16 protein-coding genes are annotated in these 11915 nt (G+C 49.3%); 11 read left to right on the top strand and 5 right to left on the bottom strand.

What is annotated here, in order from left to right; genetic code table 11:
• Window position 1: 1 nt before the first annotated feature.
• Window positions 2-1636 (top strand): isovaleryl-CoA dehydrogenase, encoded by a 1635-nt coding sequence (locus DY231_RS20975; RefSeq protein WP_115631313.1) that lies wholly within the window; start codon window positions 2-4, stop codon window positions 1634-1636.
• A gap of 50 nt (window positions 1637-1686) precedes the next feature.
• Here DY231_RS20975 and DY231_RS20970 read toward each other — a convergent pair whose 3' ends face one another.
• A complete protein-coding gene (locus DY231_RS20970; RefSeq protein WP_034461185.1) occupies window positions 1687-1962 on the bottom strand; it encodes a YdgH/BhsA/McbA family protein in 276 nt (91 codons plus the stop codon).
• Between the two features lie 151 nt (window positions 1963-2113).
• Complete coding sequence (bsmA, locus tag DY231_RS20965; protein ID WP_115631311.1) at window positions 2114-2443, bottom strand: biofilm peroxide resistance protein BsmA; 330 nt, start codon at window positions 2441-2443, stop codon at window positions 2114-2116.
• Between the two features lie 194 nt (window positions 2444-2637).
• Here bsmA and yjfP point away from each other — a divergent pair, with 194 nt between their 5' ends.
• Window positions 2638-3363, top strand: a complete 726-nt coding sequence (gene yjfP, locus DY231_RS20960; protein WP_115631309.1) for an esterase — start codon at window positions 2638-2640, stop codon at window positions 3361-3363.
• Here the strand turns inward: yjfP and ulaR are convergent, their stop codons facing one another.
• Both ulaR and ulaG read right to left on the bottom strand, forming a co-directional pair.
• Window positions 3364-4119, bottom strand: coding sequence for an HTH-type transcriptional regulator UlaR (gene ulaR / locus DY231_RS20955; protein ID WP_115631307.1), 756 nt, complete (start codon window positions 4117-4119; stop codon window positions 3364-3366).
• Between the two features lie 96 nt (window positions 4120-4215).
• Entirely contained in the window at window positions 4216-5280 is a 1065-nt protein-coding gene (gene ulaG, locus DY231_RS20950) for an L-ascorbate 6-phosphate lactonase (protein WP_115631305.1), read from the bottom strand.
• 378 nt (window positions 5281-5658) lie between these two features.
• Here ulaG and DY231_RS20945 point away from each other — a divergent pair, with 378 nt between their 5' ends.
• Genes DY231_RS20945 through DY231_RS20920 form a run of 6 tightly spaced genes read left to right on the top strand, consistent with a single transcriptional unit; the run spans window position 5659 to window position 10073 of the window.
• Window positions 5659-7056 carry a PTS ascorbate-specific subunit IIBC gene (locus DY231_RS20945; protein ID WP_115631303.1) on the top strand — a complete coding sequence of 466 codons (1398 nt, stop codon included), beginning with the start codon at window positions 5659-5661 and terminating at the stop codon, window positions 7054-7056.
• Between the two features lie 12 nt (window positions 7057-7068).
• Entirely contained in the window at window positions 7069-7374 is a 306-nt protein-coding gene (ulaB, locus tag DY231_RS20940; protein ID WP_064540712.1) for a PTS ascorbate transporter subunit IIB, read from the top strand.
• A 9-nt stretch (window positions 7375-7383) separates the two neighbouring features.
• Window positions 7384-7854: a PTS ascorbate transporter subunit IIA gene (gene ulaC / locus DY231_RS20935; protein WP_115631301.1), complete on the top strand. Its 471-nt coding sequence runs from the start codon at window positions 7384-7386 to the stop codon at window positions 7852-7854.
• A gap of 10 nt (window positions 7855-7864) precedes the next feature.
• Window positions 7865-8521 carry a 3-keto-L-gulonate-6-phosphate decarboxylase UlaD gene (locus DY231_RS20930; protein ID WP_115631299.1) on the top strand — a complete coding sequence of 219 codons (657 nt, stop codon included), beginning with the start codon at window positions 7865-7867 and terminating at the stop codon, window positions 8519-8521.
• A gap of 9 nt (window positions 8522-8530) precedes the next feature.
• Complete coding sequence (locus tag DY231_RS20925; protein ID WP_115631297.1) at window positions 8531-9397, top strand: L-ribulose-5-phosphate 3-epimerase; 867 nt, start codon at window positions 8531-8533, stop codon at window positions 9395-9397.
• A complete protein-coding gene (locus tag DY231_RS20920; protein ID WP_115631295.1) occupies window positions 9384-10073 on the top strand; it encodes an L-ribulose-5-phosphate 4-epimerase in 690 nt (229 codons plus the stop codon). The genes DY231_RS20925 and DY231_RS20920 overlap by 14 nt, the downstream gene beginning before the upstream one ends.
• Window positions 10074-10309: 236 nt before the next feature.
• On the opposite strand, the gene yjfY is transcribed toward DY231_RS20920, so the two are convergent.
• The gene (yjfY, locus tag DY231_RS20910; protein ID WP_115631291.1) at window positions 10310-10585 is read right to left on the bottom strand and encodes a DUF1471 family protein YjfY; all 276 of its coding nucleotides are present in this window, start codon (window positions 10583-10585) and stop codon (window positions 10310-10312) included.
• Between the two features lie 360 nt (window positions 10586-10945).
• Between yjfY and rpsF the strand changes: the two genes are divergently transcribed.
• Genes rpsF through rpsR form a run of 3 tightly spaced genes read left to right on the top strand, consistent with a single transcriptional unit; the run spans window position 10946 to window position 11897 of the window.
• Window positions 10946-11341 carry a 30S ribosomal protein S6 gene (gene rpsF, locus DY231_RS20905; protein WP_034492828.1) on the top strand — a complete coding sequence of 132 codons (396 nt, stop codon included), beginning with the start codon at window positions 10946-10948 and terminating at the stop codon, window positions 11339-11341.
• A gap of 6 nt (window positions 11342-11347) precedes the next feature.
• The gene (priB, locus tag DY231_RS20900; RefSeq protein ID WP_034492830.1) at window positions 11348-11665 is read left to right on the top strand and encodes a primosomal replication protein N; all 318 of its coding nucleotides are present in this window, start codon (window positions 11348-11350) and stop codon (window positions 11663-11665) included.
• A gap of 4 nt (window positions 11666-11669) precedes the next feature.
• Entirely contained in the window at window positions 11670-11897 is a 228-nt protein-coding gene (rpsR, locus tag DY231_RS20895) for a 30S ribosomal protein S18 (protein ID WP_002210155.1), read from the top strand.
• Window positions 11898-11915: the final 18 nt, after the last annotated feature.

Here is an 11915-nt window from a genome sequence, read left to right as displayed (position 1 = left end):
GATGCGCTGGCAAACTCATACCGTTTTTAACCAACCAATACCCCTCAATAACAGTAACCTTTTCCTTTCCGATATCTCATTAACTGAGGCTGTAGCCCGTGAAGGCGCTGGCTGGGATGCTGAACTTCTGGCGAGTATTGGCCAACAACTCGGCTCGGCTGAATCCCTGGAGCTCGGGCGACTGGCAAACGCGAATCCCCCTGAATTACTTCGTTATGATTCCAGTGGCGAAAGGCTTGATGATGTCCGCTTTTATCCCGCCTGGCATTTGTTGATGCAGGGATTGTGCGCCAACCGGGTACATAACTTACCGTGGCAAGAAGATGCTCGTCATGGCTCATTTGTTGCTCGTGCCGCGCGATTTGTTCAGCACGCCCAGGTGGAAGCCGGTACGTTATGCCCGATAACCATGACGTTCGGCGCAATTCCCCTCTTACAAAAGCACTTGCCGAAAGAGTTTCAGTCATGGCTTAAACCATTACTGAGCGACCGTTATGATGCCCATCTCTCACCCGGTGCGCAAAAACGTGGCCTGCTGATTGGTATGGGAATGACCGAAAAACAAGGTGGTTCCGATGTGTTGAGCAATACCACTCGCGCTGAACCCATTGAGAGACGAGGTTCTGGTGAAATGTATCGTTTAGTGGGACACAAATGGTTCTTCTCGGTTCCACAAAGTGATGCTCATTTGGTGCTGGCTCAGGCAAAAGGCGGGCTGTCTTGCTTCTTCTTGCCACGCTTCTTACCCGACGGCCAACGTAACCAGGTTCGCTTTGAGCGTTTGAAAGACAAACTTGGCAACCGTTCCAACGCCAGCAGTGAAGTTGAATTTTGCGATGCTACCGCCTGGCTGATAGGTGAAGAGGGCGAGGGGGTGCGCTCGATATTAAAAATGGGCGGTTACACCCGCTTTGACTGTGCGCTGGGTAGCCATGGTTTGATGCGTCGTGCGCTGTCCGTTGCGTTGTATCACGCACATCAACGGCAGGCATTCGGTAAAAATCTCATTGATTTACCTCTTATGCGCCAGGTGCTTGGGCGTATGGCTTTACAGCTTGAAGGGCAAACCGCATTTTTGTTCCGCCTGGCTCGAGCCTGGGAATCACCAGGCAATCCACATGAATTAGCCTACAGCCGCCTGTTTACCCCGGCTGCCAAATTTAGCATTTGTAAAGCAGGCATCCCATTTGTTGCAGAAGCGATGGAAGTCCTTGGCGGAGTCGGTTACTGCGAAGACAGCGAACTGCCGCGTATCTATCGTGAAATGCCGGTGAACAGCATCTGGGAAGGCTCCGGCAATATTATGAGCCTGGATGTGTTGCGAGTGCTGGCAAAACAGCCCGGTACGATGGAAATGCTGCATGCAGAATTTGATGAGGTGAAAGGGCAAAACCGACATTTCGATCGCAGTTGGCGGCAACTGCAACAGCGGCTGCATAAGCCACAAGAGGAGTGGGGGAGAGAGCTCACCCGATTGTTGGCTCTGCTGGCGACAGGCGCACAAGTTTTGAAGCATCTGTCTCCACCGTCAGGGGAAGCCTGGTGCCGAATGATGTTGGACTCGCGAGGAGAAAGTGTATTACCAAATCAGGTATTAATTGATGTATTGCTGCGGGCGACGGGACGCACGGGATAGAAAAATATAAGCCAGCGCCATAGAGTTGAATGACATGGTCGCTGGCTTACTTATGCATAAATAATGGCTTGTACACGCCAGCCTTCAGCAAGCTGGTTTTCCTGCATTTTTACGATGCGATAATACGATGCACCGTGTTCATCAGCCTTTAAGGCAATCACTTTTTCCACATCTTGCACGCTACCGGCAATACCGTTTACTGAAATCATGCCGATTTCATTCAAACCCGTCACACAATCTGCGGCAACATCTTCTGCCGATTGCGCCGACGTTGTGATTAACCCAACCGACAATAATAGCGAGGTTAAGGCAAGCGATCGTTTCATAATTAGCTCCTTTAATACTTACCCTAAATCAGCAGGGCATTCCTTCGCGTTGGCGAACCCCAGACCTGTCCGTTGGCTGAAGTTCATTGTGCATAACAAACGATCAATTGGTGCAAGGCTTTGTAAATCTGCATAAATAAGTCAGCGCTAATTACTTACGGTATAAAATCGCCTGGGCGTACCACTGGCCCGGCACCACCGTCTCATCGTTTAACAAGATGACGTAGTAATCTGCTTTTGCAGCAATTGCCTTTTCTTTTAGCGCTGTCTCAGAGTCCATTGGTGAGCCGCGCTCAAGTGCTGTTACCGTTCCTATCTTGGTTAAACCCTGCGTTTGATAACGCTGAATTTCCTGAGGCGTTCCGGTTGCTGGCGGTGCAGGCTGCGGCGTACCTTGTAACACGCTACAGGCACTGAGCGTCATCGCAATTAGCAAAGCTGATAACAGTCGCATGATCGTTTCTCGTCTCTTAATACACATATTGTAGCTCCGGTTTTTTTCGAAGAAGAGGGAATGTTCCCATTCTGTTAGCTCCCCCGCGCTTTTTAATCACTTTCGAATGAAAATCGCTAAGCAGATCTCATAGTTAAGAATTCTCCCCTGGTGCCAATAGCTTGCCATCCCGTGGTTGCTGGCTTACAAAGGAAGTCTCACCCTGATACGGAACGAATCCCATGATAGAAATGTACACCGAACAGTTGGCCGGTATTGAAGTTCTGCATGCTGTACCTGCCGGGAAAAAAGAGAGCCAACTTCCCGTCGTGTTTTTCTATCATGGTTTTACATCATCGAAACTGGTTTACAGCTACTTTGCCGTGGCATTAGCTCAGTCTGGAATGCGGGTGATTATGCCCGATGCCCAACAACACGGGGCGCGTTTTGATGGTGATGAAAGCGCCCGTCTGTACCAATTCTGGTCGATTCTCAAAAGTAACATTGATGAGTTTTCACAGCTTCAGCAGGCTTTATCTGAACGTTATCCAGTCGATGAGCAACGAATTGCCGTGGGTGGCGCTTCAATGGGAGGAATGACAGCGCTGGGAATTATGGCGCGTTACCCGCAAGTGCGCTGCGTGGCGTGCCTGATGGGGTCGGGATATTTCATGTCGCTTGGGAAGAATTTGTTCCCCCCGCAGGCGTTGGACCTCGACTCCCTTAACAAACTTGCTGACTACGACATTAGCCATCAACTCGAAAAAATTGGGAACCGACCACTTTTGCTGTGGCATGGTGAGCAGGATGATGTCGTTCCGGCAACAGAAACATGGCGTCTGGAACACGCGCTGATCGAAAATGGGCTGGATAAACACATGCTCTGTTTACGGGAAGCAGGCGTAAAGCATCGTATTACGCCTACGGCCTTAGAGGCCGCCAGGCGCTTCTTTTGTGAAAACCTTTAATCAAACCAGAATGACCTGCACGCCCTGATCCTCAAGCTTTTTGACCACTTCAGGGTTGGCTTGCTTGCCAGTAATCACTAAATCAATTTGTTCTGCCCGGCTAAATAGCATCCCAGCCCGTTGCCCGACTTTAGAACTATCGACCAGTACCGCCAATTTACCCACCACCCCCAACATTTTCTGTTCTGCCATAGCCGTCAACATATCGGTCTTATAAAGACCCTCGGCAGTTAAACCTTTGCCGCTGGTAAACATCCAGTGCCCGGCATATAGAGATGTTTCGTTATCCTGGGGGCCGAGGGTAATCGAATGGCTCTTATTGTACTGCCCTCCCATGATAACAACACTGTCATGCTCTTGATCGATAAGGTAATTCGCAAGAGGGAGGTAGTTAGTGATGATTTGCACCGGTTTTCCGCAGATCTGCTGGCCGAGTAAAAAAGCGGTCGATCCGCAGTTGATCACAACACTTTCACCCTGCTTTACAAGAGCCGAGGCCGCAGTGGCAATACGGCTTTTCTCATCGTGATTAGGCGTCAAATGAATGTTCATCGGTGTCCAGCGCTGGCGCTGTTGGCTGATGGCTTCGGCACCGTTACGGACTTTTTTCAGCTTGCCGCTTTCATCCAGCTTATTAATGTCACGTCGTGCAGTTGCAGGAGAAATGGCAAGTCGTTCCATAACTTGTTCGACGGTTACAAACCCTGTTTGCTGGAGCAGCTCGAGCAGGATCTGATGGCGTTGTGCTTCGGTCATGCGTATTCCCGATGAAAGATGATTTTTAAAGATGATATTTGAAAAAGAATGAAATACCTAAAAGAAAAGCCGGGCATTTTACCCGGCTGTTTAAACTTACAGGAACGATTTAAAGGGTAAATCTGGTTCCAGAGTGAAGCAATCGTCAAACCCGCGTGGGTAGTGATACTCGAACAAATCTTTATCCAGCGGCCAGGTGAATTTACCACCCACCTGCCAGATAAACGGCTTAAAGCCGTATTTCAGGCGATCTTTCTTCATGTTCCACAAAACGCGGATCTCTTGTGGATCGGCCTGGAAATTCGACCAGATATCATGATGGAAAGGGATGACAACTTTGGTATTGAGTGACTCAGCCATGCGTAAAATATCGGCACTGGTCATTTTATCCGTGATGCCACGTGGGTTCTCACCGTAGGAGCCTAGCGCAACATCAATCTGATGGTCATTTCCGTGTTTCGCGTAATAGTTGGAATAGTGGGAATCACCGCTGTGGTAAAGGTTGCCGCCAGGTGTTTTGAACAAGTAGTTCACCGCACGCTGGTCCATGCCGTCGGGTAACACGCCTGCCGCCTTTTCCCCGGCGGGCAGTGTGATAAGCGCGGTGCGATCAAAAGCATCGAGGGCGTGAATTTCAATATCTTTCACTTTCACGATATCGCCCGGTTTCATCACAATGCAGCGCTCACGTGGAACGCCCCAACCAATCCATAAATCCACGCAGGTCTGTGGCCCAATAAAAGGCACGTCTTCAGCGCAATTTTGCATCACGGCAGCGGCTACGTTGACGTCGATATGATCGTTGTGATCGTGTGTTGAAAGCACCGCATCAATCTTGCGAATGGCAAAAGGATCGAGCACAAACGGAGTGGTGCGCAGATTAGGCTGTAATTTTTCTACTCCAGCCATGCGCTGCATCTGATGACCTGCTTTCATGAGCGGATTACCATGGCTTTGCTTACCCGTACCGCACCAGAAATCTACGCAGATATTTGCCTCACCCTGGGATTTCAGCCAGATACCGGTACAGCCCAGCCACCACATCGCAAAGGTTCCAGGGGCGACAACTTCTTGTTCAATCTCTTCATTCAACCAACTTCCCCACTCCGGGAACGTGCTTAAAATCCAGGATTCGCGGGTAATCGTTTTTACCTTACTCATCAATTCTCTCCTCTTCGCTTGGTCTTTTAAATCAATATTAATCATATAGTGATTTTATTTGATAAATAATGACATCAAAAAAGTAAGTTTAGAAGCATTTTTTGACAGTGTGATTTGCGATGTCAGTGCTTAAAAGCACATGAAAAGTTGCCGTTACATCTATAAATTAAATGTAATTTTATGATTTGTAGTGATTATTTAGTTTGTTGGCGTGCTGCCATTTAACCGCGATGTAATTGTGGAAAATAAATTGCGTGGCATCTCACAATTAATCATTTTCAATCTTGTTGTGATTACTTTTGATAAATAAAGTAGTGCAAACCTTACTTCCCCTGCTTTCGTATCGGGACAGGGAGCGACGATCCTACGGAGAGCTTTATGGAGACCCTCTACAACGTCTTTACCATTTTCTTTAACCAGGTAATGACTAATGCCCCATTGTTGTTGGGGATTGTGACTTGTCTGGGCTACCTGTTACTGCGAAAAAGCGCCAGCGTCATTATCAAAGGCACCATCAAAACCATTATCGGCTTCATGCTGTTGCAGGCGGGGTCCGGGATTTTGACCGGCACATTTAAGCCCGTGGTGGCAAAAATGTCTGAGGTGTATGGCATTAACGGCGCGATTTCAGACACCTATGCATCCATGATGGCCACTGTTGAAAGGATGGGTGATGCTTATAGTTGGGTAGGTTATGCCGTGCTGTTAGCCCTGGCGCTCAACATTTTTTATGTGTTGTTGCGGCGCATTACCGGGATCCGCACCATCATGCTTACTGGCCATATTATGTTCCAGCAAGCTGGGTTAATCGCGGTGTTCTTCTTCATTCTCGGTTACTCGATGTGGACGACCATTATCTGTACGGCTGTTCTGGTTTCCCTTTATTGGGGCATCACGTCAAATATGATGTTTAAACCAACACAAGCGGTGACGGAAAACAGTGGTTTCTCTATCGGGCACCAACAACAATTTGCTTCATGGATAGCTTATAAAATCGCACCATACCTGGGCAAAAAAGAGGAAAGCGTTGAGGACCTGAAACTGCCGGGCTGGCTCAATATCTTCCACGACAACATTGTTTCCACAGCCATTGTTATGACTCTGTTTTTCGGCGTGATTCTTTGCTCCTTCGGCATTGATGTCATGCAAGCGATGGCGGGTAAAACTCACTGGACTATCTACATTCTGCAAACCGGCTTCCAGTTCGCCGTGGCGATTTTCATCATTGTCCAGGGTGTTCGAATGTTCGTGGCTGAACTTTCCGAAGCCTTCAATGGTATCTCTCAGCGATTAATCCCCGGAGCGGTGCTCGCCATCGACTGCGCGGCAATTTATAGCTTCGCTCCCAATGCCGTGGTTTGGGGCTTTATCTGGGGAACCATCGGCCAGCTTATCGCCGTCGGTATTCTCATCGCCATGGGCTCTTCCATCATGATTATCCCTGGCTTCATCCCGATGTTCTTCTCCAACGCAACCATTGGCGTATTTGCAAATCACTTCGGTGGCTGGCGTGCAGCGCTAAAAATCTGTCTGGTGATGGGCATGATTGAAATCTTCGGCTGCGTGTGGGCAATAAAACTGACAGGTCTGAGTGCCTGGATGGGCATGGCCGACTGGTCAATTCTGGCACCCCCACTGATGCAGGGATTAACGCTGGGCTTGTGGTTCATGGGTGTCGTTATCGTGATTGCATTGATTTACATGTTCTTCGCCAGTCGCACTTTGCGCCAGGAAGAAGATGCAGAAAAACAACTGACGGAATCCTCCGCTAATTAAGGAATTGAGATTATGACCGTACGAATTCTGGCAGTGTGTGGTAACGGGCAAGGTAGTTCCATGATTATGAAAATGAAAGTGGATCAGTTTCTGACTCAGCAGGGGGTGGATCATTCCGTAAACAGTTGTGCCGTGGGTGAGTACAAAAGTGAACTAAGCGGTGCTGATGTGATTATTGCCTCGACGCATATCGCTGGCGAAATCACTGTGACTGGCAACAAACATGTGGTGGGAGTGCGCAACATGCTGTCTGCGGCGGATTTCGGACCGAAGCTGATGGAAGTGATCACCGCGCATTTTCCTCAGGATCTGAAGTAAGGAACGCCAATGAAATTACGTGATTCTCTGGCACAAAATCATTCAGTACGTTTGCAGGCGGAAGCCAACACTTGGCAGGAAGCGGTAAAAATAGGCGTCGATTTGCTGGTGGATGCAGGCATCGTCGAACCGCGATATTACCAGGCCATCCTCGATGGCGTAGCGCAATTTGGCCCCTACTTTGTCATCGCTCCGGGCCTCGCTATGCCACATGGTCGCCCGGAAGAAGGGGTGAAAAGCACCGGTTTTTCTCTGGTCACGCTGAAAACACCGCTGGTGTTTAACCATGACGATAACGACCCGGTGGATATCCTCATCACCATGGCCGCCGTTGATGCCACAACTCATCAGGAAGTGGGCATCATGCAAATCGTCAATCTGTTTGAAGATGAAGCTAATTTTGACCGCTTACGTGCCTGCCGTTGCGAGCAGGACGTTCTGGATTTAATCGACCGCGCTACGGCGTCGGCTACTGTTTAAGGAGTTTTATATGTCTCATTCATTACCGATGCTGCAAGTTGCGCTGGATAACCAGACGATGTCAGACGCTTACAAAACCACGCGCCTGATTGCCGAGGAAGTCGACATTATTGAAGTGGGAACCATTCTTTGTGTCGGCGAAGGGGTTCGCGCGGTACGTGACCTTAAGGCGCTTTACCCACATAAAATCGTTCTGGCCGATGCCAAAATTGCGGATGCCGGGAAAATTCTCTCACGTATGTGTTTTGAAGCGAATGCAGATTGGGTAACGGTGATTTGTTGTGCCGATATCAATACCACCAAAGGCGCTCTGGAAGTGGCCCGCGAATTTAACGGCGATGTGCAGATTGAACTGACCGGTTTCTGGACCTGGGAGCAGGCGCAAGAATGGCGTGCGGCAGGTATTGAACAGGTGGTTTATCACCGTAGTCGTGACGCACAGGCAGCGGGTGTAGCCTGGAGTGAAGCCGACATCAGCGCTATAAAGCGTCTTTCCGATATGGGCTTTAAAGTGACGGTTACGGGTGGCCTGGCGCTGGAAGATTTACCGCTGTTTAAAGGTATTCCTATTCATGTGTTTATCGCCGGTCGCAGCATTCGTGATGCGGCTTCGCCGGTAGAAGCCGCTCGCCAGTTCAAGCGCGCTATCGCCCAGCTCTGGGGTTAAGGACTGCTCATGTTACATAAGCAAGTTCCACTGGGCATCTACGAAAAAGCACTCCCCGCCGGGGAGTGCTGGCTGGAGAGGTTGCAACTGGCAGCCCGCCTGGATTTCGATTTTGTTGAGATGTCGGTTGATGAAACAGACGAGCGACTGGCGCGTCTGGAGTGGAGCCGGGAGCAGCGTCTTTCGCTAGTGCAGGCTGTCGCGCAAACCGGGGTTCGTGTTCCCTCGATGTGTCTGAGCGCTCATCGTCGTTATCCATTAGGAAGTGAAGACGACGCGGTGCGTAATCATGGGCTGGAGATCATGCGTAAAGCCATCGAGTTTGCGCAGGATGTCGGGATCCGCGTTATTCAGCTGGCAGGTTATGACGTTTATTACCAGCAAGCGAATGACGAAACGCGTCGTCGTTTCCGCGAGGGTTTGACGCTGGCAGTTGAAATGGCGAGCCGCGCTCAGGTGACGCTGGCGATGGAAATCATGGACTACCCGCTGATGAATTCCATTAGTAAAGCGATGGGATACGCGCATTATTTGAATAATCCATGGTTCCAGCTCTACCCGGATATCGGCAATTTATCCGCATGGGATAACGACGTGCAGATGGAGCTTGAGGCCGGGCGAGGGCACATCGTTGCGGTTCACGTAAAAGACACCCGCCCCGGCGTATTTAAAAACGTTCCTTTCGGAAGCGGTGTGGTGGAATTTGAACGCTGTTTTGAGACCTTGAAACGCAGTGGTTATCGCGGTCCGTATTTGATTGAAATGTGGAGCGAAAATGCCGCTGATCCGATTGCTGAAGTCATCGCCGCTCGCGATTGGGTATTAGCGCGCATGGTAACTGCCGGGCTTGTGGAGACTAATCATGCAACAGCTTAAGCAGCAGGTTTTTGAAGCGAATATGGCGTTACCGCGCCATGGGCTGGTGACATTTACCTGGGGAAATGTCAGTGGTATCGACCGTGAGAAGCAGTGTATAGCCATCAAGCCTAGTGGGGTGCCTTACGAGACAATGTCTGCTAACGACATGGTTATCGTGGATATGAACGGTGTGGTGATTGAAGGCAAGTATCGACCATCGTCAGATACCGCAACGCACCTGGCGCTTTATAAGCAATACCCAGAAATTGGCGGTGTGGTTCACACTCATTCCACTCACGCTACGGCCTGGGCGCAGGCCGGACTAAGTATTCCGGCGCTTGGCACTACCCATGCCGATTATTTTTTCGGGGATATTCCGTGCTCGCGCCCGCTGACCAGCGAAGAAGTGCAGGGTGAATACGAGTTAAATACCGGCAACGTTATTATTGAAACGCTGAACAATACTAATCCGTTGCACACTCCAGGTATTGTGGTTTATCAGCACGGGCCATTTGCGTGGGGAAAAAGTATTGAAGACGCCGTTCATAACGCGGTGGTTATGGAGGAAGTCGCACGAATGGCATGGATCTCGCGCGGCATTAATCCGCAGTTAAAACCGATCGATAGCTATTTAATGAACAAGCACTTCCAACGTAAACACGGCAAAAATGCCTATTACGGCCAACATGAGTAGAGTGTTAATCGACAATTACGCGCACTCATTCGAAATACAGGTAGGCGGCAAGCGAGCGAATCCCCGGGAGCTTACTCAAGTAAGTGACTGGGGTGAGTGAACGCAGCCAACACCTCTTTATTTTGAATGAGTTCGCGTAATAAAAAGGCCCCCGCAAGCGGGGGCAACGTTGGCTTTCTATGTCGTTGTGGTATTCCTGGTGTTAACGCATTACTTCACTACTTCATTGCATTCAGTTAGCGGTAGATGTCGGCGCTGACATGCATATTGCCGTTGCTACCGGGTTCTCTCATCAATATCGAGTGGTAGTACTTTGCTCCGTGTTGATCCGCGTCGTTTTCGATCGCGACTTCAGCCTCTTGTTCAGTAGCAAAATTATGATTGATGTAAATCACGCCCAAACTCATTACATCATCCATATTTTTGGCCTGATGGTTGTCGATTTTGATAGCGGCTGTCGCATTCGAGCAAAGCAAGAAAACAGCGACAAAAGCTAAAGTAATCATTTTCATGGTCCGCTCCACTACAACTTAATGTGTCTGCTGCGGTCGTCGTTCCTGTTAATAAAAAGTGGCGGCCTATGACAACAAGTGTAATCCCTCATCATTGAATAAAAAGCGACCATTTCTGATGGTGTTGGTCAAAAAATTTAAGCGATTCAGCTCAAAGTTATAAATTTCACCGGGTTAGCCTGTTGTTGAAACTTTATCCTTCATGCAAAAGAATTAATTTCCATATCACCTTGAGTTAATTGGGCTGCGCTTGTATGATTACGCGTCAATTTTTCAGCCGCCTTTATAAACACGTTCCTTGCTTCCATGGGCCGCGGCTGACCCTGACAGGAGGCTGAATAATCCGTAAGGAGCAATTCGATGCGTCATTACGAAATCGTTTTTATGGTCCATCCTGACCAGAGCGAACAGGTTCCGGGTATGATCGAACGTTACACTGGTGCAATTACTGCAGCAGAAGGTACGATCCACCGTCTGGAAGACTGGGGCCGCCGTCAGCTGGCTTACCCGATCAACAAACTGCACAAAGCACACTACGTTCTGCTGAACGTTGAAGCTCCGCAGGAAGTGATCGATGAGCTGGAAACTAACTTCCGCTTCAACGACGCCGTTATCCGTAGCATGGTTATGCGTACTAAGCACGCTGTAACCGAAGCTTCACCAATGGTTAAAGCTAAAGACGAACGTCGTGATCGTCGCGATGACTTCGCTAGCGAAACTGCTGATGATGCGGATGCTGGGGATTCTGAAGAGTAATTTCCAATGACGGTCAACCGCCTGGTGTTGTCTGGCACTGTGTGCAAGACGCCCCTTCGCAAGGTTAGCCCGTCAGGAATTCCTCATTGCCAGTTCGTGCTTGAGCACCGTTCTGTGCAAAAGGAAGCCGGTTTAGATCGGCAGGCGTGGTGCCGTATGCCAGTTATTATTAGCGGGCACGCACACTCAGCCATTACTCAAAGTATAACGGTCGGCACGGTACTCACCGTTTCTGGTTTCATTAGTTGCCATCAGGCAAAAAATGGGCTGAACAAAGTGGTATTGCATGCCGAGCAGATTGAATTGATAGATTCTGGAGACTAGCCTAATGGCACGTTATTTCCGTCGTCGCAAGTTCTGCCGTTTCACAGCGGAAGGCGTTGTAGAGATTGATTATAAAGATATCGCTACACTGAAAAACTACATCACTGAAAGTGGTAAAATTGTCCCGAGCCGTATTACCGGTACTCGTGCAAAATACCAGCGTCAGTTGGCTCGCTGCATCAAGCGCGCTCGTTACCTTTCTTTGTTGCCATATACTGATCGTCATCAGTAATCGGCCACTGTCCATTAA

The organism is Buttiauxella agrestis, assembly GCF_900446255.1.
GTDB lineage: Bacteria > Pseudomonadota > Gammaproteobacteria > Enterobacterales > Enterobacteriaceae > Buttiauxella > Buttiauxella agrestis.
This window is presented reverse-complemented; position numbering and strand designations above follow the sequence as displayed.

Excerpts from the sequence above, each read along its gene's own strand:
- DY231_RS20930 (WP_115631299.1), top strand. The coding sequence starts at position 7,865 with ATGTCTCATTCATTACCGATGCTGCAAGTTGCGCTGGATAACCAGACG.
- rpsR (WP_002210155.1), top strand. The coding sequence starts at position 11,670 with ATGGCACGTTATTTCCGTCGTCGCAAGTTCTGCCGTTTCACAGCGGAA.
- ulaR (WP_115631307.1), bottom strand. The coding sequence starts at position 4,119 with ATGACCGAAGCACAACGCCATCAGATCCTGCTCGAGCTGCTCCAGCAA.
- DY231_RS20970 (WP_034461185.1), bottom strand. The coding sequence starts at position 1,962 with ATGAAACGATCGCTTGCCTTAACCTCGCTATTATTGTCGGTTGGGTTA.
- yjfP (WP_115631309.1), top strand. The coding sequence starts at position 2,638 with ATGATAGAAATGTACACCGAACAGTTGGCCGGTATTGAAGTTCTGCAT.
- ulaC (WP_115631301.1), top strand. The coding sequence starts at position 7,384 with ATGAAATTACGTGATTCTCTGGCACAAAATCATTCAGTACGTTTGCAG.
- DY231_RS20920 (WP_115631295.1), top strand. The coding sequence starts at position 9,384 with ATGCAACAGCTTAAGCAGCAGGTTTTTGAAGCGAATATGGCGTTACCG.
- DY231_RS20945 (WP_115631303.1), top strand. The coding sequence starts at position 5,659 with ATGGAGACCCTCTACAACGTCTTTACCATTTTCTTTAACCAGGTAATG.
- rpsF (WP_034492828.1), top strand. The coding sequence starts at position 10,946 with ATGCGTCATTACGAAATCGTTTTTATGGTCCATCCTGACCAGAGCGAA.
- DY231_RS20975 (WP_115631313.1), top strand. The coding sequence starts at position 2 with ATGCGCTGGCAAACTCATACCGTTTTTAACCAACCAATACCCCTCAAT.
- ulaG (WP_115631305.1), bottom strand. The coding sequence starts at position 5,280 with ATGAGTAAGGTAAAAACGATTACCCGCGAATCCTGGATTTTAAGCACG.
- yjfY (WP_115631291.1), bottom strand. The coding sequence starts at position 10,585 with ATGAAAATGATTACTTTAGCTTTTGTCGCTGTTTTCTTGCTTTGCTCG.
- DY231_RS20925 (WP_115631297.1), top strand. The coding sequence starts at position 8,531 with ATGTTACATAAGCAAGTTCCACTGGGCATCTACGAAAAAGCACTCCCC.
- bsmA (WP_115631311.1), bottom strand. The coding sequence starts at position 2,443 with ATGTGTATTAAGAGACGAGAAACGATCATGCGACTGTTATCAGCTTTG.
- priB (WP_034492830.1), top strand. The coding sequence starts at position 11,348 with ATGACGGTCAACCGCCTGGTGTTGTCTGGCACTGTGTGCAAGACGCCC.
- ulaB (WP_064540712.1), top strand. The coding sequence starts at position 7,069 with ATGACCGTACGAATTCTGGCAGTGTGTGGTAACGGGCAAGGTAGTTCC.